At 72.4% G+C, this 19,030-nt stretch carries 20 protein-coding genes; 14 read left to right on the top strand and 6 right to left on the bottom strand.

What is annotated here, in order from left to right:
• Nucleotides 1-130 precede the first annotated feature (130 nt).
• From DI272_RS03160 to DI272_RS03115, 10 genes are all read left to right on the top strand, one after another.
• Nucleotides 131-2,827: a bifunctional GNAT family N-acetyltransferase/acetate--CoA ligase family protein gene (locus DI272_RS03160; protein ID WP_109493595.1), complete on the top strand. Its 2,697-nt coding sequence runs from the start codon at nucleotides 131-133 to the stop codon at nucleotides 2,825-2,827.
• A 13-nt stretch (nucleotides 2,828-2,840) separates the two neighbouring features.
• Nucleotides 2,841-3,572 (top strand): CBS domain-containing protein, encoded by a 732-nt coding sequence (locus tag DI272_RS03155; protein ID WP_109493594.1) that lies wholly within the window; start codon nucleotides 2,841-2,843, stop codon nucleotides 3,570-3,572.
• 45 nt (nucleotides 3,573-3,617) lie between these two features.
• Nucleotides 3,618-4,127, top strand: a complete 510-nt coding sequence (locus DI272_RS03150) for a flavodoxin domain-containing protein (RefSeq protein ID WP_109493593.1) — start codon at nucleotides 3,618-3,620, stop codon at nucleotides 4,125-4,127.
• Nucleotides 4,128-4,172: 45 nt separating this feature from the next.
• Complete coding sequence (locus DI272_RS03145; protein WP_109493592.1) at nucleotides 4,173-4,586, top strand: Hsp20/alpha crystallin family protein; 414 nt, start codon at nucleotides 4,173-4,175, stop codon at nucleotides 4,584-4,586.
• A 190-nt stretch (nucleotides 4,587-4,776) separates the two neighbouring features.
• Nucleotides 4,777-5,847, top strand: coding sequence for a zinc-dependent alcohol dehydrogenase family protein (locus DI272_RS03140; protein ID WP_109493591.1), 1,071 nt, complete (start codon nucleotides 4,777-4,779; stop codon nucleotides 5,845-5,847).
• Nucleotides 5,848-5,970: 123 nt separating this feature from the next.
• Nucleotides 5,971-6,984: a zinc-dependent alcohol dehydrogenase gene (locus DI272_RS03135; protein WP_109493590.1), complete on the top strand. Its 1,014-nt coding sequence runs from the start codon at nucleotides 5,971-5,973 to the stop codon at nucleotides 6,982-6,984.
• Between the two features lie 51 nt (nucleotides 6,985-7,035).
• Nucleotides 7,036-8,151 (top strand): NAD(P) transhydrogenase subunit alpha, encoded by a 1,116-nt coding sequence (locus DI272_RS03130; RefSeq protein ID WP_109493589.1) that lies wholly within the window; start codon nucleotides 7,036-7,038, stop codon nucleotides 8,149-8,151.
• Nucleotides 8,148-8,459 (top strand): NAD(P) transhydrogenase subunit alpha, encoded by a 312-nt coding sequence (locus DI272_RS03125; protein WP_109493588.1) that lies wholly within the window; start codon nucleotides 8,148-8,150, stop codon nucleotides 8,457-8,459. The genes DI272_RS03130 and DI272_RS03125 overlap by 4 nt, the downstream gene beginning before the upstream one ends.
• Before the next feature lie 6 nt (nucleotides 8,460-8,465).
• Entirely contained in the window at nucleotides 8,466-9,881 is a 1,416-nt protein-coding gene (locus tag DI272_RS03120; RefSeq protein WP_109493587.1) for an NAD(P)(+) transhydrogenase (Re/Si-specific) subunit beta, read from the top strand.
• 201 nt (nucleotides 9,882-10,082) lie between these two features.
• Entirely contained in the window at nucleotides 10,083-10,505 is a 423-nt protein-coding gene (locus DI272_RS03115) for an Hsp20/alpha crystallin family protein (RefSeq protein ID WP_109493586.1), read from the top strand.
• A gap of 101 nt (nucleotides 10,506-10,606) precedes the next feature.
• On the opposite strand, the gene DI272_RS03110 is transcribed toward DI272_RS03115, so the two are convergent.
• Complete coding sequence (locus DI272_RS03110) at nucleotides 10,607-11,125, bottom strand: flavodoxin domain-containing protein (RefSeq protein ID WP_109493585.1); 519 nt, start codon at nucleotides 11,123-11,125, stop codon at nucleotides 10,607-10,609.
• 200 nt (nucleotides 11,126-11,325) lie between these two features.
• Here DI272_RS03110 and DI272_RS03105 point away from each other — a divergent pair, with 200 nt between their 5' ends.
• Nucleotides 11,326-12,342 carry a GerMN domain-containing protein gene (locus tag DI272_RS03105; protein ID WP_258314450.1) on the top strand — a complete coding sequence of 339 codons (1,017 nt, stop codon included), beginning with the start codon at nucleotides 11,326-11,328 and terminating at the stop codon, nucleotides 12,340-12,342.
• 158 nt (nucleotides 12,343-12,500) lie between these two features.
• Here DI272_RS03105 and DI272_RS03100 read toward each other — a convergent pair whose 3' ends face one another.
• Nucleotides 12,501-12,770, bottom strand: a complete 270-nt coding sequence (locus tag DI272_RS03100) for a DUF1876 domain-containing protein (RefSeq protein ID WP_181387504.1) — start codon at nucleotides 12,768-12,770, stop codon at nucleotides 12,501-12,503.
• Between the two features lie 97 nt (nucleotides 12,771-12,867).
• Nucleotides 12,868-13,326 carry an OsmC family protein gene (locus DI272_RS03095; RefSeq protein ID WP_109493583.1) on the bottom strand — a complete coding sequence of 153 codons (459 nt, stop codon included), beginning with the start codon at nucleotides 13,324-13,326 and terminating at the stop codon, nucleotides 12,868-12,870.
• A gap of 163 nt (nucleotides 13,327-13,489) precedes the next feature.
• On the opposite strand from DI272_RS03095, the gene DI272_RS03090 reads away from it, so the two are divergent.
• From DI272_RS03090 to DI272_RS03080, 3 genes are read left to right on the top strand one after another with little or no spacing between them, the layout of a single operon-like run.
• On the top strand, nucleotides 13,490-14,731 hold the full coding sequence (locus DI272_RS03090) for an NAD(P)/FAD-dependent oxidoreductase (protein WP_109493582.1): 1,242 nt from the start codon (nucleotides 13,490-13,492) through the stop codon (nucleotides 14,729-14,731).
• 32 nt (nucleotides 14,732-14,763) lie between these two features.
• The gene (locus DI272_RS03085) at nucleotides 14,764-15,081 is read left to right on the top strand and encodes a TusE/DsrC/DsvC family sulfur relay protein (protein WP_109493581.1); all 318 of its coding nucleotides are present in this window, start codon (nucleotides 14,764-14,766) and stop codon (nucleotides 15,079-15,081) included.
• 33 nt (nucleotides 15,082-15,114) lie between these two features.
• Nucleotides 15,115-15,588, top strand: coding sequence for a DsrE/DsrF/DrsH-like family protein (locus DI272_RS03080; RefSeq protein ID WP_109493580.1), 474 nt, complete (start codon nucleotides 15,115-15,117; stop codon nucleotides 15,586-15,588).
• On the opposite strand, the gene DI272_RS03075 is transcribed toward DI272_RS03080, so the two are convergent.
• From DI272_RS03075 to DI272_RS03065, 3 genes are all read right to left on the bottom strand, one after another.
• Complete coding sequence (locus tag DI272_RS03075; protein WP_109493579.1) at nucleotides 15,579-15,866, bottom strand: hypothetical protein; 288 nt, start codon at nucleotides 15,864-15,866, stop codon at nucleotides 15,579-15,581. The genes DI272_RS03080 and DI272_RS03075 overlap by 10 nt on opposite strands.
• 147 nt (nucleotides 15,867-16,013) lie before the next feature.
• Entirely contained in the window at nucleotides 16,014-17,399 is a 1,386-nt protein-coding gene (locus DI272_RS03070; protein WP_109493578.1) for an MBL fold metallo-hydrolase, read from the bottom strand.
• Between the two features lie 40 nt (nucleotides 17,400-17,439).
• The gene (locus DI272_RS03065) at nucleotides 17,440-18,669 is read right to left on the bottom strand and encodes an FAD/NAD(P)-binding oxidoreductase (protein WP_109493577.1); all 1,230 of its coding nucleotides are present in this window, start codon (nucleotides 18,667-18,669) and stop codon (nucleotides 17,440-17,442) included.
• Nucleotides 18,670-19,030: the final 361 nt, after the last annotated feature.

The following is a 19,030-nucleotide window of genomic DNA, read 5'->3' as shown; positions in this document are numbered from 1 at the left end:
GGCCGCGCGGCGAGCCGGTCCCTCCGACGAGGGCCGACCGGCCCAGCGGAGCCCCCCGGGCGGCCCATGGGAGCGCGGCCCCGACCGCTGGACGCTCTAAGTGACGAGAAGACCTGTGAGGAGATCCGTCATGACGGACGACGCACTCAGCCGGCCCCCCGTCCACGCCCTGCTCGCGGACGGCCGCACGGTCCGTATCCGTGCGGTGCGGCGGGACGACCACGACCAACTCCAGGGGCTGTACGAGGAGATGTCCCCGGAGAACCTCCGGCTGCGCTTCTTCGCCGCCAGCCGTCGCTCCGCCGAGATGGCCGCCGACCGCGCCTGCACCGCGCACCCCGGGTACCGGGCGCTGCTGGCCGAGACGGAGGGCCAGGTGATCGGTCTCGCCGAGTACGACACCGGCGGCGAACCCGACGCCCGCACGGCCGAGATCTCCATCGCGGTCGCCGACGGACTGCACCACCGCGGCGTCGGCACCCTTCTCGTCGAGCATCTCGTCTCGGCCGCGCGCGCCGCGGGCATCACCACCTTCACGGCCGACGCGCTGTGCGAGAACCACGAGGTGCTGCGGCTCTTCGCCGACCTCGGCCTGCGCACCGCCCGCCGCTTCGAGGGCCCGGAAGTGCGCTGCACCATCGCCCTCGACGACAGCGACACCTACCTCGACGCGGTCGAGGAACGCGGCCGGGCCGCCGACGTCGCCAGCATGGAACCCCTGCTGCGCCCGCGCACGGTCGCCGTCGTAGGCGCCGGACGCAAGCCCGGCTCGGTGGGCCGGGCCGTGCTGCACCAACTGCGCACCGGCGGCTACACCGGACAGCTGTTCGCGGTGAACCCCGCCGCGCACGCCATCCTCGGCGTGCCCTGCCACCCCTCGGTCACCGCCCTGCCCCGGACCCCGGACCTCGCCGTGCTCGCCGTACCGGCGCCCATGGTCCCCGAGACCGCCGAGGAGTGCGGCAAGGCAGGCGTCCGCGCCCTCCTCGTCGTCACCGCCGGACTCGACGCCGACCAGGCCAAGGCACTGCTGACGGCCTGCCGCGAACACGGCATGCGACTCGTCGGCCCCAACTGCCTCGGCCTGTCCAACACCGACCCCGCACTGCGCCTCGACGCCACCTTCGCCGCCGGCCACCCGCGCCCCGGCACCGCGGGCGTCGCCGTCCAGTCCGGCGGCGTCGGCATCGCCCTGCTGGACGGGATGTCCCGGCTCGGCATCGGCGTCTCCTCCTTCGCCTCCCTCGGCGACAAGTACGACGTCAGCGGCAACGACATGCTCCAGTGGTGGGAGAGCGACGGCCGCACCGACCTCGCCCTGCTGCACCTGGAGTCCTTCGGCAGTCCCCGTGCCTTCTCCCGCACCGCCCGCCGCGTCACCCGCCGGATGCCGGTCCTCACGGTCGACGCCGGCCGCACCGAGGCCGGACGACGCGCCGCCGCCTCGCACACCGCGGCCGCCGCCACCCGCACCATGACCCGTGGCGCCCTGTTCACGCAGGCCGGCATCACCGCCACCCGCTCGGTCGGCGAACTCCTCGAAGCCGCCGCCCTGCTGCACTCCCAGCCGCTGCCCGCCGGACCCCGCGTCCTGATCGTCACCAACGCGGGCGGCGCGGGCGTCCTCGCCGCCGACGCCTGTGCCGAGGCCGGACTCACGCTGCCGGCGCCCACCCCCGAACTCATCGACGAACTGCTCGCCGTGCTCCCCGAGGGCGCTGCCGTCGGCAACCCCGTCGACGCGACCGCCGCCGTCTCGGAGGGGCAGCTCATGGACTGTGTGGACCGGATCGTGCGGCACGGCGGCATCGACGCCGTCCTCGTGGCCCTGGTCCCCACTGCGGTCGCCGCGGCGACCGGCGACGACCTCGTCCGGGCCCTCACCGGCGCCCCCGGACACCTGGCGAAGCCGGTCGCCGCGGTCCGGCTCGAACAGGCCCTGCCCGTCGAGCTGTTGCCGACCACGGCGGGCGGCGCCGTCCCGTCGTACGCCGAACCCCAGGCGGCGGCACGGGCGTTGGCCCACGCGGCCCGCCGGGCGGCCTGGCTCGCCCGCCCCGCCGGGACGGTCCCCGACCTCGCCGGCGTGGAGACGGAACGCGCCCACGCCGTCGTGGAGGCCTGGCTCCGGACCCATGAGGACGGCGGCTGGCTCGACCCGCGTGCCTGCGCCGAGCTCCTCGACTGCTACGGCATCCCCCAACTGCCCTGGGCGTGGGCCGACACCGAGGACGGTGCCGTCCTGGCCGCCCAGCGGCTGCACGGCGCCGACGGCCGGGTCGTCATGAAGGGCCACTGGCCGGGACTGCTGCACAAGACCGCCGAGCACGCGGTCCACCTCGACCTGCGCGGCGACTCCCAAGTCCGGGCCGCCTACCGGGATCTGGAGACCCGGTTCGCCGGCCTGCTGACCGGAGTCGTCGTGCAGCCGCTCGCCGACCGGGGCACCGAGCTGTTCGCGGGGGTCGTGCAGGACCAGGTGTTCGGACCGCTCGTGCTCTTCGGGCTCGGCGGCACCGCCACCGAGATCCTCTCCGACCACGCCGCCCGGCTCGCCCCGCTCACCGACCACGACGTGCACGACCTGATCACGGCACCGCGCTGCGCCCCGCTCCTCTTCGGAGCCGGCGGCGCCCGGCCCGTGGACCTCGAAGGCCTCGAACAACTCCTGCTGCGGCTCTCCCGCATGGCGAGCGACCTGCCGCAGCTCGCCGAGGCCGACTTCAACCCCGTTCTCGCGACACCGGGCGGAGTCACCGTGCTCGATGCGCGCGTACGCCTGCTGCCGCGCAGGCCCCAGGACCCGTATCTGCGCCGTCTCCGCTGAGGAGGGAACAACCATGAAGCACAACAAGGTCGGCTCCGTCATGACCACGGACGTCGTCCGCGCCCAGTACGGCACGCCTTTCAAGGAAGTGGCCCGGCTGCTGGGCGAGCACCGCATCAGCGGACTGCCGGTGGTCGACGAGGACGAGAGGGTCGTCGGTGTCATCTCCGAGACCGATCTCATGGTCCGGCAGGCCGACGCCCCGGACCCCTACGAACCCAAGAAGCGCTTCCGGTTCGCCGCGCTCACACGGCGGGGCCGCGCACGGGCGGTGAAGGCCCGGGCCCGGACGGCAGGCCGGCTGATGACCGCGCCGCCCGTCACGGTCTTCGCCGACGACACCATCGTCGAGGCCGCCCGCACCATGGCCGAGCACCACATAGAGCGGCTGCCCGTCCTCGACGAGGAGCAGCGCCTGGTCGGCATCGTCACCCGCCGCGACCTGCTCCAGGTCTTCCTGCGGCCCGACGCCGATATCCGCGCGGAAATCATCGACGAGGTACTGGTCCGCGCCCTGTGGCTGCCGCCGCGCAGTGTCGAGGTGACCGTGGTGCAGGGCGTCGTCACGCTCTCCGGACACATGGAGCGCAAGAGCGAGACGGAGATCGCCGTCTCGATGACCCGTCAGATCGACGGCGTGGTCGATGTCGTCAGCAAGCTCACCTACCGCCTGGACGACTCCCACGTGGAGCCCGCGGCACAGGCGCTGCACGGCATCGGTGACGACTGGCTCCGCAAGCTCTGAGCCCAGTAACCCAGGAATCCAGGTACCGAGAGGAGGTGGACCGTCATGTCTGGTGGCGTGCTGGTCGCCTACGGGACGACGAACGGATCCACCGCACAGATCGCCCAGACCGTCGCCGAAGTGCTCAACAAGGCGGGCCTCCAGGCATGGGCCCGGCCCGCCGCCTCCGTCGACAGCGTGAGCGGCTACGACGCCGTGGTGGTGGGAGGAGGCCTGTACGGCGGGCGCTGGCACCGGCACGCGCGTCGCTTCGTCCGCCGCCAGCACCGCGCACTCGCCGAGAAGCCGCTGTGGCTGTTCAGCAGCGGACCGCTGGACGCCTCCGCGTCGGAGAAGGACATCCCGCCGGTGGCCGGTGTCCGGCGTGCCATGGAACGGCTCGACGCCCGCGGCCATGTCACCTTCGGCGGCTGCCTGGTCGAGGGCGCTCAGGGACGCATCGCCAAGATGATCGTCCGCAACGGCAAGGGCGGCGACTTCCGGGACTTCGCCCGGATCGAGGAATGGGCCCGGGGCATCGCCGACGAGCTGACGAAGGACACCACGGCGAGCTGAACGCGTGGCGGTGCCGATCCGGTCGAGGAGTGAGGAGAGACAGACATGATCGAGCGGCTGCACGGCCGGCCGGCCCTGCCCGACCTGTTCGCATGGGTCGAGGCCGGTCACGCCGGGACGCACGGTGTTCCCGGACTGCACCCGATCCGTATCGAGGAGCACCTGACGGACGAGGCGTACGTGCTGCGGGCCGAGCTCCCCGGCCTCGACCCTGCGCGGGACGTCGAGATCACCGTCGAGGACGGGCTGCTGACGCTGACCGCCGAGCGCGGCGCGGAGCTCACGGAGAAGCACCGCACCGAGTTCCGGTACGGCACCTTCGCCCGCTGCGTCCGGCTGCCCGCCGGCGCGGAGGGCGACAAGGCGACCGCCGCCTACAAGGACGGCGTGCTGACCATCACGGTCCCGGTGCCCAGGGCGAAGCCGGGCACCACGACCATCCCGGTGCGGCACGGCTGATCGGGGCCCGTGCCGCCACGTCCGCGCACCCGGGCCGGGGAGACCGGGTGCGCGGACGGTTCTGCCGTGCAGGAACTTCTCGGGGGTCCGAAGGAACCCTCCGGCGGTCCTGCGGGGCCGACCGGCCCAAGCGGAGGCCCGTCCCGGCGGGACAGGCTGGAACTGCGGGGGGAGAAAGGCAGGCATCGTCATGAAGGGCTTCGTCTTCCACGGCCCGGGACAGTCCTCCTGGCAGGACGTCCCGGATCCCGGTGTCAAGGAACCCACCGACGCCATCGTCCGGGTCGACACCGTCACCATCTGCGGAACGGACCTGCACATCCTCAAGGGCGACGTGTCCGAGGTCCGCCCCGGCACCGTCCTCGGCCATGAGGCGGTCGGCGAGATCGTCGAGGTCGGCGGCGACGTCCGCACGGTCCGCCCGGGAGACCGGGTGCTCGTCTCGTGCATCACCGCTTGCGGACGCTGCCGTTACTGCCGCGAAGGCGTCCACGGTCAGTGCCGGGGCGGCGGGGGCTGGATTCTCGGCCACCTGATCGACGGCACCCAGGCCGAGTACGTCCGGGTCCCGTACGCCGACCTGTCCGTCCACCCGCTGCCCAGCACCCTGGACGGCCCGGACGCCGTGCTGCTGGCCGACATCTTCCCGACGGCCTACGAGGTGGGCGTGCTCAACGGGCGGGTACGGCCCGGGGACACCGTCGCCGTCGTCGGCGCCGGCCCCATCGGACTGGCGGCCGTCGCCACCGCACGGCTGTTCGCGCCCGAGCGGATCGTCGTCGTGGACCTCGCCCCGTCCCGGCTGGACGCCGCCCGGTCGTTCGGCGCCGACGCGGTCGCCCTCGCCGGCGAGTCCCCCGAGCAGCTGATCGCCGACCTCACCGACGGACTCGGCGCGGACGTGGCGATCGAGGCCGTCGGCGTGCCGGAGACCTTCGAGCTGTGCACCCGCGTGGTGCGGCCCGGCGGGCACGTGGCCAATGTCGGTGTGCACGGCAGGCCGGCCACCCTGCACCTCGAAGAACTGTGGATCAAGAACCTGACCATCACCACCGGTCTCGTCGACACCCACTCCACGCCCACCCTGCTGCGGATGGCGGCCGCCGGAAGGCTGCCCACCTCGTCCCTGGTCACCCACACGTTCCCGCTGGACGCCATGGAGGAGGCGTACGACGTCTTCGCCCGCGCCGCCGACACCGGCGCGCTCAAGGTGGTGCTCGGCGGACCGCGGCACGACGTCGTCGCCGTGCCGGCCGTCTGACGGCCAGGGTCCCTGCCGCGGGGGCCGCGCTGCCGGGCGGCTTCTCCCTCGCGGCCGGGGCCGGGCTGCGTTCGGTCACGCGCATCAAGGCACCACGGTGCCGCACCAATGGAGGAGCGGAACATGAAGGCAGCTGTCGTCACCGGCTTCGGCAAGCCGCTGGAGATCCAGGACCGGCCCGTGCCCGAGCCGGGCCCCGGCCAGGTGCTCGTCCGCATGGAGGCCTCCGGGATCTGCCACACCGACATCCACGCCGCGCACGGCGACTGGCCGGTCAAGCCGCAACCGCCCTTCGTCCCCGGCCACGAGGGCGTCGGCCCGGTCGAGGCCGTGGGCACCGGCGTGCCGGAGTCGCTCGTCGGCAAGCGGGTCGCCGTCCCGTGGCTCGGCTCCTCCTGCGGCACCTGCCGCCACTGCGTCTCCGGCTGGGAGACCCTGTGCGAGTCCCAGGTCAACTCCGGCTACTCCGTGGACGGTTGCTACGCCGAGTACGCCGTCGCGAACGCGGGCGCGGTCGTGGCCGTCCCCGACGGGGTGAGCTCCATCGACGCGGCACCGCTGACCTGCGCGGGCGTCACCACGTACAAGGCGGTCAAGGTCGCCCGCGTGGTCCCGGCCGAACGCGTCGCCGTCTTCGGCGTCGGCGGACTCGGCCACCTCGCCCTTCAGTACGCGCGGCTCGTCGGCGGCCTCGTCACCGCCGTCGACCTCGAACCCGACAAGCTCGGCCTCGCCCACCGGCTCGGCGCCGACCAGATCGTCAACGCGCGCAGCCACGACCCGGTCGAGGAGATCAGGAAGGCGGGCGGCGCCGATGTCGCCGTCGTGCTCGCCGCCGCGCCCAAGGCGTTCGAGCAGGCCTACCGGTCCCTCAACCGCGGCGGACGCCTCGTCATGGTCGCCCTGCCCGCCGACGACGCCGCCGTCCACGTACCGATCTTCGAGACCGTGCTCGGCGGGATCTCCGTGCTCGGCTCCATCGTCGGCACCCGCCAGGACCTCGCCGAGGTCTTCGCCCTGCACGCCGCCGGACGCACCCAGGTCATCGCCGAACCACGGCGCCTGGACGAGGTCAACGACTCCTTCGGCGAGGTGCTCGGCGGCCGGGCCGAGGCACGGCTCGTCTTCCAGTTCTGACCAGTTCCGTGTGCCCGGCGACACCGGGCCCAGGGGGAGAGGCAGCAGATCATGGCCACCGTCACCGTGGGAGCCGTACGGGAGAGGGCACCCGGCGAACGCCGCGTCGCCCTCGTCCCCGAGACCGTCACCCTGTTGCGCCGGGCCGGTCTCGACGTCCTCGTCGAGACCGGAGCGGGGGCCGGCGCCTGGTTCACCGACGCCGACTACACCGCCACCGGCGCCGAGGCCGTGGCGGCCGACGACCTGTACGCACGGGCCGACGTCGTCCTGTGCGTGGGGCCGCCGGACCCGGCGACCGCCGGGGCCCTGCGCTCCGGGCAGACCCTGGCCGGGCTGCTGGAGCCGCTGCGCCACCCCGACCTGGTGGCGGACCTGCACCGCCGCGGCGTACGCACGGTGAGCCTGGACCTGCTGCCCCGCACCCTCAGCCGCGCCCAGTCCATGGACGCGCTGACCTCGCAGGCCAGTGTCGCCGGGTACAAGGCGGCGCTGCTGGCCGCCGAGTCCTACGACCGCTTCTTCCCGATGCTGACCACCGCGGCGGGCACCATGCGCCCCGCCCAGGTGCTGGTCCTCGGCGCCGGCGTGGCCGGACTCCAGGCGATCGCCACCGCCCGCCGCCTCGGCGCCGTCGTCACGGCGTACGACGTACGCCCCGAGTCACGAGGGGAGGTGGAATCGCTGGGCGCCCGGTTCCTCGATGTCCAGAGCCCTCCGCAGCCGGGACCGGGCGCCGGACAGGGCGGTTATGCAAGGGAGTTGACCGCCCGGGAACAGCGCGACCAGCGCGAGGCGACGGAGGCGCACATCGCGCGTTCCGACGTCGTGATCACCACCGCCCAGGTCCCCGGCCGCCGGCCCCCGCTCCTGGTCAGCACCGCGGCCCTGGAGCGGATGACGCCGGGCTCGGTCGTCGTCGACCTGGCGGCGGGCGAACTCGGCGGGAACGTCGAGGGCTCCGAGCCCGACAAGACCGACGTCCTCGACAACGGGGTCACCGTGATCGGCGCCGGCCGGCTGCCGTCCGCGATGGCCACCGCCGCGTCCACGGCGTACGCCCGCAACCTCGTCGCGCTCCTGCGCCACCTGGTACGCGACGGCGAACTCGTCCTCGACCCGGCCGACGAGATCACGGGAGCCCTGCTGGGAGGCGGACCGTCATGAACGACCTCGACCTGCTCACCGCGGTCACCGTGTTCGTGCTGAGCGTGCTGGTCGGCATCGAAGTCATCAGCAAGGTCCCCGCTACCCTGCACACCCCGCTGATGTCCGGCTCCAACGCCGTGCACGGCATCGTCGTCGTCGGCGCCATGCTGATCGCGGCCGGGGCGCACACCTGGGTCGGGTACACACTGGCCTTCGTGGCGATGGTGTTCGGCGCCATGAACGTGGTCGGCGGGTACGTCGTCACGGACCGGATGCTGCGGATGTTCAAGGCCAGGCCGCCGGCCCGCGAGAAGACGGAGGTGTGAGCCGCCGTGAACACCGTCTCCGACACCGTCCACTACGTCTTCCTGGCCGCCGCGGCCTGCTTCGTGCTCGGCCTGCACCTGATGAACCACCCACGCACCGCGCGCCGCGGCAACACCCTGTCCGGCGCGGCCATGAGCGTCGCCGTCGCCGCCACCGTGTGGCTGGTGGCCGACGAGGGCGCCATCAGCCGCACCGGCTGGCTGGTGCTGGGCAGCGGCGGCCTCCTCGGCGCCGCCCTCGGGCTGTGGGCCGCGCGCGAGGTGCGGATGACCGCCATGCCCCAACTGGTCAGCCTCTTCAACGCGGTCGGCGGCGGGGCCGCCGCACTGATCGCGGTCAACGACCTGCTGCAGGCCGACACCCCGGCCGCGATCGGGGCGCGGGTGTCGCTGCCCGCCGCGCTGGACATCGTCATCGGCGCGGTCACGTTCTCCGGCTCACTGGTCGCCGCGGGCAAGCTGCAGGGTGTCGTCTCCGGGGCGCCGGTGGTGTTCCCGGGAGCGCGCCGCCTCAACGCGCTGCTGCCCGCCTCCTTCGTCGCCGGCACGGTCTGGCTGGTGCTGGTCCCGGAGTCCCGCGCCGCCCTGTACGGACTCACCGCGGTGGCGCTGCTGTTCGGCGTGACGATGGTGCTGCCGATCGGCGGCGCCGACATGCCCGTGGTCATCGCCCTGCTGAACGCCTTCACCGGTTCGGCGGTCGCCATGGCGGGCTTCGTGCTCGACGAGACCGCGCTGATCATCGCGGGCATGCTGGTCAGCTCCTCCGGCGGCATCCTCACCAAGTTGATGGCCGACGCGATGAACCGGTCCGTCGCCGGCATCGTCGTCGGCGGCTTCGGCACCGGCGACAGCGCGCCCGCGGCGGCCGGCTCCGGCGCCCCGGCCCAGGTGCGGTCGGTCTCCGCCGACGACGTGGCGATCCAGCTGGCCTACGCGAGCAAGGTCGTCCTCGTCCCCGGCTACGGCCTCGCCGCCGCCCAGGCCCAGCACGAACTGGGAGACCTGGCAAAGCTGCTGACCGACCACGGCATCGACGTCAGCTACGCCGTCCACCCGGTCGCGGGCCGGATGCCGGGCCACATGAACGTGCTGCTGGCCGAGGCGAACGTGCCTTACACCCAGCTCAAGGAGATGGACGACATCAACCCGCAGTTCCCGCAGGCGGACGTCGCCCTGGTGATCGGCGCCAACGACGTGACGAACCCGATCGCCCGGCGTCCCGGCAACGCGATCTCGGGGATGCCGATCCTCGACGTGGACAGGGCGAAGAGCGTCGTCGTCATCAAGCGCTCCATGGGGCACGGCTACGCGGGCGTCGACAACGAGCTCTACACCGACCCCAGGACCGGCATGTTCTTCACCGACGCCAAGCAGGGGCTGGCCGAACTCAAGGCGGCCGTCGCCGAGTTCGTCACCTGAGCGGGGCGCCAGGGCCGAGTGGCTCCCCGCCGGGACCGCTCGGCCCACGCGCGGCGCGGCCTGGCGGCGCGACGCTGGAAGTGACGGAAAGGAAAGCATCAGGCAGGAAGCAGAAAGACGCTGAAAGACGCAGAAAGACGCAGAACGCGGCAGACAAGAAGCAGCAAGAAGCAGCAAGAAGCAGGCAAGGAGGAGGGAGACATGAGCGGCATGATCGAGCGGCTGCCCCTCTGGCCCACGCTGCCCGACCTGTTCGGCTGGGTCGAGGGCGGGTTGCCCGGAGCGCACATGGCCGTCGGGACGCACGGCATCCGCATCGAGGAGCACCTCGCGGACGAGACATACGTGCTGAAGGCGGAGCTGCCGGGGATCGACCCCGCCAAGGACGTCGAGATCACCGTCACAGAGGGCGTCCTGACCCTGCGGGCCGAGCGCGGTGAGCAGACCGAGGAGAAGCACCGCACGGAGTTCCGCTACGGGACCTTCACCCGTTCCGTCCGGCTCCCGGCCGGCGCCAAGGGTGACGAGGCGACCGCGGAGTACAAGGACGGCGTCCTGACCATCACGGTCCCGGTGCCCGAGGCGAAGGCAGGCACCCGGACCATCCCGGTGCGGCACGGCTGAGCACGTCCCCCCGGGTCGCACCACGTGCGCAGCCGGCGCGGTCACCCGGCTGCGCACGGTGCTGCCGGGCCGGGCCCATGACGGACCCGCGGCGCGACACCTCACGCACGGCTGTCGCGCGTCAGCTCCTCGACGATGCCCGACGTCCACGCGTCGATCGCGCCCCAGTCGCGGTAGTCGCCGAAGCGGCCGCCCAACAGGTGGAAGAGCACCCGACCGGAGCGGGACAGCTGGGCGGACGAGATCACACCGGAGAACAACTCGTGGCTCCGGTAGCGCAGTTCCGCGGGCAGCGCGCGGAGAATCACCGGGATCTCCTTCGGCGCCAGCCGCTTCCACGGTCCGCGCAGCGCGCCCGGCATGCCGACGCTGAACAGCCACACGGGCCGGGAACCCAGTATGTCGAGGTTGTCCCGCACGAAGGTCTTCGCCGGCTCCAGCCACGTCTGGTCGTGCACGGCGCTGCCGAGGACGAACGCCGGGTAGGCGTCGGCGTCGTCCACCGTCTCCAGGGCCCGTGCCTCCGCCTTGAGACCCGCCCGACCGATCGTGGCGGCGATCCGTTCGGCGACCCCACGGGTGGAGCCGTGCGCGGTCGCGTACCCCACCAGGACGTCCATGACCTCACCTCGACCTTCCTCGACCCCTTCGGGGGGCTCCCGGGACAGCCTGTCGCTCCCACGATGGGCCCGGACCGGGGCGGCGGGCGATGGGCCGACAGGCTCCGGCGGGCGCCCGGACGGCCCATCCGCCCGGACCCGTACGGCACTTGGGGCGACTCGACGGACGGAGTTCGCTGGAAGTGTCGGAGGAGGCTGCCATGAGTGTCGAGAACGCGACCACGCACAGGCCGCACCGAATGCGCCGCACACTGGTCCTCGCCACGACCGTCGTACTGGCGTCGTCGCTGGCCACCGCATGCGGACAGGAGGACGGCAGCGGGGGTACGTCCCCCGGCGCCGACCGGACGAGCACCCCGAGCACGGGCGGCACCACGGGAGGGACCGACGGCGGCACCACCACCCCCGGCCAGGGCGGCACCACCGCCCCCACCGCCCCCACCGCCCCCACCTCCCCGGGCACCGCGAACGGACCGACCACGACACCGAAGCCGACAGCCCCCCACCAGGTCCGCACGTCGGTGTACTTCCTGCACGGAGAACAGGTCTCGCCCGCACCGCGCATGGTGACCGCGCCGACCACCGCGGCCGGGGCCCTACGGGCCCTGCTGGCCGGGCCCAGCCGGTACGAGAGCCGCTACGGCCGCACCACGGCCATTCCCTCGGGAACGACGCTGCGTTCCGTCGTGGTGCGCCGTCATGTGGCGACGATCGATCTGTCCGGGCGCTACGACGACGGCGGCGGAAGCCTGTCGATGCAGGCGCGGCTCGCCCAGGTCGTCTTCACCGCGACCCGGTTCCCGTCGATCGAGAAGGTGCGGTTCGAGCTGGACGGCAAGCCGGTGACGTCCTTCGGCGGCGAGGGCATCGTCCTCAACCACCCCGTCGGCCGCGCCGACTTCGAGGACCTCGCCCCGCAGATCCTCGTCGAGTCGCCCCTGATCGGAGACACCGTCCGGGCCCCGCTCCGGGTCTGGGGCAGCGCCAACACGTTCGAGGCGACCTTCAAACTGAAGATCACCGACGCGGCGGGGCGCACCGCGGCCGACGTCTACGTCACGGCCACCTCGGGGACCGGCACCCGCGGCACGTTCGACGTGACGATCCCTTACCGGGCGACCCGCTCCGGCACCGGCCTGCTCACCGCGTACTGGAACTCGCTGGAGGACGGTCACGCGGTGGTCGAGGACACCGTGCCCTTGACGGTCCAGCGGTGACCGTCCGGCGCCCTTGACGGCCCGGCGCGAAGAGAAAAGAAGAGAGGCGCGAAGAGAAAAGAAGAGAGGCGCGAAGAGAAGAAGAGAAGAGGTGGGGCACGGTCGGCATCCGTGCCCCACCTCGTCGCGTTCCGCTGTCCGGCTCGCCCCCTCACACGTCACGCCTGAATCCACGCCCGGACCGGCCCGGCCAGCTCCACGATGTCGTCGGCGGCGACGTCGTGCAGCCGGATGGCGAGGTCCTCCAGGGCGCGGCTCGCGGCGAGCTCGTCGCCGATCTCCGGAATGGGCCGGTCGATCGGGTTGCGGCGGGCCAGGCCCCGGCCCGTGAGCTTCGAGGTGTCCCGCGTGGCCAGGACGGCGCGCGCATGCGTCTCGTCGCCTTCCTCGCTGATGTAGATGTGCACGGTCCACTGCTTCGCTTCCATCGTGATCACTTCCGTCCCGCTTCTCGTCCTCCGCTTCCAGCCTGCGCCCGCCACGGCGACCGGTCCAGGAGCCGAACGGCCCTCACCACCTCGCTGCTCAGGGCGCCAGCTCCACGCTGACCTCGGGCGGCTCGTGCAGGGTGTTGTGGACGGTGCAGTGCGAGGCCACGGCCAGCAGAGCGGCCCGGCGCTGCTCCGACAGGGCGGGCGGCAGCGCGATGACCACCCGGACGGTACCCACGCGGGCCGGCCGGTCGGTGGCCATGGTGAACTCGGCACGCACCCGCAGCCCCGCATGGTGCAGGCCGTGCCGCTTCAGGTAACGGCCCGCGTAGAAGGCGACGCAGGTCGCCAGGGAGGCGGCGAAGAGTTCGGTCGGTGTGGGCGCGGTGTCCGTACCGCCCGCCTCCGTGGGCTGGTCCACCAGGAGCTGGTGACCGCGGACCTCCACCGCGTACGCGTCGCCGTGGACGTGAGTGACCTCCAGGCTGTGCACCTCAACCTCCGTCCCCTGAGGCCGAACCGTGGCGAGAGTCTGCTGCGCCGTGCCGGTCATGACCGGACCTCCCTGCTCCGTACGCCGTGTAGGTACCTCCAGTGCAGCGCGCCCGGTACCGCCGGGCGAGGGGCCGAGCGGGCGAAGACATACCCGGGTGGGTACACGTGGCAGGGACCTGCGGCCCATGCCCCACCTGCGTCGCCGGTACGACAGTGAAGGCATGAGCACACACATCGTGATTCTCGGCGGGGGCACCGCCGGTACGCTCACCGCCAACCGGCTGCGGCGGATGTACGACGCCGACGAGTGCCGGATCACGGTCGTCGACCAGGACGACGACCACGTGTACCAGCCGGGCCTGCTGTTCGTGCCGTTCGGCCTGGCCCAGCCGCGCCACCTCGTCCGCTCCCGGCCGCACCAGCTGCACGCCGGCATCGACTACCAGCGGGCCCGCATCGACCGGGTCGACCTGGAGGCCCGCAGGGTCCACTTCGCGGTCGGCGGCTGGGTGGCGTACGACATCCTCGTGGTCGCCACCGGAGCCCGGCTGCTGCCGGAGGAGACCGAGGGGCTGACCGGTCCGGGCTGGGGCGAGAAGGTCTTCACCTTCTACGACCTGCCGGGCGCCGTACGCCTGCGGCACGCGCTCGAACACTTCCGAGGCGGTCGCGTCGTGGTCGACGTGGCGGATCTGCCGCTCAAGTGCCCGGTCGCCCCCTTGGAGTTCGCCTTCCTCGCCGACTGGTACTTCCGGCGCTGCGGCATCCGCGACCGGGTCCGGCTGACGTACGCCACCCCGCTGGACGCCGCGTTCACCAAGCCGGTCGCCGCGAAGGCGCTGGGCGGCCTCCTCGCGGACAAGGGTGTCGAACTGGTCACCGAGTTCACGCTCGGCGAGGTCGACGGCCCGGGCGGGCGGCTGGTGTCGTACGACGACCGCGAGATCCCCTTCGACCTGGCCGTCGTCGTACCGCTGCACGGCGGCGCGGCCTACGTGGACCGCTCCCCGGGGCTCGGCGACGAACTCGGCTTCGTCCCCGTCGACCCGCACACCCTCCAGCACCCCGGCCGTCCCGAGGTCTTCGCCCTCGGCGACGCGGCCGGACTGCCCGCCTCCAAGGCCGGCTCGGTGGCCCACTTCGAGGGCGAGACGCTCACCGGCAACATCGCCCGCCTCCTGGCCGGACGGCCCGTGGAGCCCTCCTACGACGGCCACACCAACTGCTTCGTCGAGACCGGCTTCCACAAGGCCCTGCTCATCGACTTCAACTACGACACCGAACCGCTGCCCGGCCACTTCCCGACCGCGGTCGGCCTGCCGCTGCTGAAGGAGTCGTACGCCAACCATCTCGGCAAGCTGGCCTTCGAGTGGCTGTACTGGCACGCCCTGCTGCCCGGCCGTGAACTGCCCGGCATCGGGGCGGAGATGCCCCAGCAGGGCAAGTCGCACAGCCTCGCCTGAACCTCCGCCGACCGCCAGGAAAGGACCCGACCATGCCCACCGCCACCTACGCCGACACGGCCGTCCCGGTCGACGACGAGGGCTTCTTCACCGACCCCGGCCGCTGGAGCGAGCCGATGGCCGCGCAGATCGCCCGCGAGCAGGGCATCACCGAACTCACCGACCGGCACTGGACGGTCATCCGCTTCATGCGCGAGCAGTACGCCGCCAAGGGCACCGGCCCGACGGTGCGCGTGCTCGGCAAGACGTCCGGCGTGAGCGTCAAGGAGCTGTACCAGCTCTTCCCCAAGGGCCCGGCGAAGACCGCCGCGAAGATCGCCGGAATCCCCAAGCCGCGCGGTTGCATCTGAGGCCCTGAGCCTGCGGAAGGAGTGCGAGCCGTCATGGCCGACACCGCCACCATCGAGAAGGTCTCGATCATCGTCTCCAAGGGGTCCCTGGAGGGGATCTACCCGGCCCTGATCATGGCCAACGGCGCCCGTGCCGAGGGCATCGAGGCCGACCTGTTCTTCACCTTCTTCGGCCTCGACGCGATCACGAAGAAGCGCTGGGAGCACATCAAGCTCGCCACCGTCGGCAACCCGGGCCTGCACCTGCCGACCCTGTTGGGCGGTCTGCCGGGCGTCCCCGACCTGGTCACCCGGTACATGGAACGCAAGATGGAGACGCTGGACATCCCGCCCATCCCCGAATTCATCGAGATGATCTCCGACACCGGAGCGGGCATCTACGCCTGCAAGGCGTCCGTCGACCTCTTCGAACTCGCCGAGGACGACCTGGTGGACCAGGTGCAGGGCATCATCACCGTCGGCGAGTTCTACGGGCACGCGGCCGGCGGGCAGATCATCTACACCTGAGTGCCCGGCCGCACCGGAGCGCCGGGCTCGGTGCCGCGCTCGGCCAGGGCGGCCTGGGTCAGCAGGAGCCGGGCCAGGTCACGGGCCTCGTCCGCGGTGAGGGCGGCCCACACGCCCGGCTCGTCGCCCTGGTCGCGGCCGACGTCCAGGGCGATCCGCCGGATGGGCCGGCCGGCGGGCGGCAGCCGCAGGCCGCGCACGGCGATCCTGCGCCCGCAGGCGGTCACGAGGGAACCGCTCTCGCCCGCCGCGGGCCGGTCATGTCCTGCCGTCGCCATGATGCTCACGCTCCTCCGTCCGGTCGGTGGGCCCCGGCGGGTCGCACATACGGGGCTTTGGTACCAGGAACAGCGCCGGTCGGGGCCGGATTGTTCCCTCCTCCGCCTCTCCGTTCGGGGCCCGGCCGCCGCGGGCGACGCGATGGCTCAGGCCTCGGTCCGGGTGGGCAGGGCGAGCCAGGCGCCGTAGCCGCCGAGCAGGTCGGAGACGTCGGTACGGCCCCGGTGGCGCAGCAGGCTGGCGGCGATGGCGGAGCGGTGGCCGCCCGCGCAGTGCACCACGAGCGGCCGGCCGGCCGGGATCTCGGCGGCCCGGCGGGCGAGTTCGGCCAGCGGGATGTGCAACGAGCCCTCGATGCGGCCCTCCTCGCGTTCGGCGGCGTTGCGCACGTCCAGCACCAGCGGGGGTTCGTCGCCGTCCAGCAGGCGGCGCAGTTCGTCGGCGGTCAGCCGACTGGCCTGTTCCATCTCGTCGGCCAGGTCCGGGAAGGCGCCCTCGGGTTCGCGCAGATACCCGCCGGCCTTGTCGAAGCCGATCCGGGCGAGCCGGGTGACGATCTCTTCCTCCCGGTCCTGCGGCGCGATCACCACGACGTCCTGTTCGGGGGCGACGACCATGCCGGCCTGCTCGGCGAAGCGGCCGTCGGCGGGGACGTTGAGCGAGCCGCGCAGATGCCCGGGAGCGAAGTCCTGCGGGGAACGGGCGTCGAGGACGACCGCTCCGGCCGCGCGCCGTGCCATGAACTCCGCGACCGACAGCGGCCGGGGCGCGGTGGCCGGGTCGAACAGGCCGTGCTCCTTGCGGTTGAGGATGGCGTCGTAGACGAAGTAGGCGGGTGCGGACGGCTGGCCCTCGGTCACCAGCGACACGAACTTCTCCTCGCTCATGGGCCGGCAGGCGTAGTTGGTGGCGCGCTGCTCGCCGATGGTGGACTGGCGCCGGGTGGAGAGGTTCTTGCCGCAGGCGGACCCGGCACCGTGCGCGGGGAAGACGCGGACCGCGTCCGGGAGGGCCATCAGCTTGTGCTGGACGGTGTCGTAGAGCATGCGGCCGAGTTCGTCGGCGGTGACGCCGATGGAGGCCAGCAGGTCCGGTCGGCCGACGTCGCCGATGAACAGCGCGTCCCCGGTCAGCACGCCGTAGGGGACGGGGTCGTCGGCGTGCTCGTACACCAGGACGCTGATCGACTCCGGGGTGTGGCCGGGGGTTTCGAGGATCTGGAGCTGGACGTCGCCGAGGGCGATGCGGTCCCCGTCGGCGAGTTCGCGGATGGGGTACTCGGCCTCCGCGCGCCGTCCGTAGCCGATCCAGGCGCCGGTGCGGTCGGCGAGCTCCAGGTGTCCGGCGAGGAAGTCGGCGTGGAAGTGGGTGTTGATGACCGCCTCGATGGTGAAACCGTGTGCGGCGGCGTCGGTGAGGTACTCCGAGACGTCGCGGCGCGGATCGACGACGACGGCTCTGCCGGTGGTCTCGTCCGCGATCAGATAGGACGCCTGGGAGAGGCAGTCGAGGTAGTACTGGGTGAAGAACATGGTCCAGTGACCTCCGTGCGAGAAGGGTTCGGCGTCGGGATCAGAGGCGGCCGGTGAGCATGCCGTGCCAGTAGATCGGCGGCAGGCCGTAGCGCTTGAACGCCCACATCGTGCGCCGCTCCTTGAAGGGATCGAGGAGCGGGAACGTGGGCGTGGGGTTGAGGTCGTAGTCGAACTCGGCGAGCAGCATCCGGTCGCGGGCGGTCACCAGCGGGCAGGAGGTGTAGCCGTCGTAACGGTGCGACGGCGTACGGCCGTTCATGATGTCGAGCAGGTTGCCGGCCACCACCGGGGCCTGCTTGCGCACCGCGGCGCCGGTCTTGGAGGTGGGCAGGTTCGCCACGTCGCCGAGCGTGAAGACCTCGGCGTGCGAGGGGTGTCGCAGGGTGTGCCGGTCGGCGGCGACGAAGCCCTGCGGACTGGCGGGGTCGGCGAGCGGTCCGGCCTTGATCCAGTCGGGCGCGCTCTGCGGCGGCACGGCGTGCAGGAGGTCGTAACCGATCGTCTCCTTCGTGCCGTCGGCGTGGTCGGTGACGGTGAGTTCGCGGGCGGCGCCGTCCACGGCGGTCATCTCGCAGCGCAGCCGCACCTCGATGCCGTAGCGTTCGGCGACCTTCTCCAGGACCTGCGACCAGGCGGGCACCTTGAACAGCGCCGGGTCGGGGATGACGAGGATGATCCGGATGTCGTCGAGGACCTTGCGCCGGCGCCAGTGGTCGGCGGCCAGGTAGGCGATCTTCTGCGGTGCGCCGCCGCATTTCAGCGGGGTCGCCGGGTGGGTGAAGACCGCGGTGCCCGAGCGCATGTCCTTGATCAGCTCCCAGGTGCGCGGGGCGTACTCGGGGGCGTAGTTGCTGCTCACCCGGTCGTGGCCGACGGCCTCGGCGAGACCGGGCACGCCGCCCCAGTCGAGCTGGATGCCGGGCGCCATGACCAGGTACTCGTAGGTGAGTTCGGCGCCTCCGGAGAGGGTGAGGGTGCGGGTCTCGGGGTCGACGGCCAGTGCGCGACGGCGTATCCAGCGCACGCCGTCCGGGATGACCGATCCCTCGGGGCGCCGGGTGCTGCGCAGGGGCGCCTGACCGCCGCCCACGAGGGTCCACAGGGGCTGGTACCAGTGGGTGTCGGACGGTTCGATCAGGGTGATGTCGGTGACGCCGGCGCGGCGCAGCCGGGCGGCGACGCTGATGCCGGCGCTGCCGCCGCCGACGACGGCGACACGGTGACGGCCGGAGAGCGGTGCGTCGGAGGGGGAGGGGGTGGCGGCCAAGACGGGCTCCTTCCAGTGAGGCGCGCTCGGGCGCCGGACGGGTGCTTGCTCGGATCATGGACGGCACGGGTCACGTGACCTCCGGGCCGTTTTGTTGCTTCTTTAATTACCCCCGGGGGTATCGTGCCGCAGAGGTTACGGCCGCCTGCGGAAAGGGTGCAAATGTTCCCGGCGGTAATTGCCCGAGAGGCAATACGCGGCCGATGCCGGGGTCGAGAACGAGCCAAGACGGAAAGGGCGCTGCCCGTTCGGACGGGGCGGGGCGCGCGCCCGATGCCGTGCGCCCCGCCAGTGCCTCCCGTGCCGGAGCCGCGTCGGGAAACCCGCGTATCGGCGATATGCGCGCCGCTAGTGTGGCGGG

This window comes from Streptomyces sp. Act143, from assembly GCF_003143935.1.
Classification (GTDB): domain Bacteria; phylum Actinomycetota; class Actinomycetes; order Streptomycetales; family Streptomycetaceae; genus Streptomyces.
This window is presented reverse-complemented; position numbering and strand designations above follow the sequence as displayed.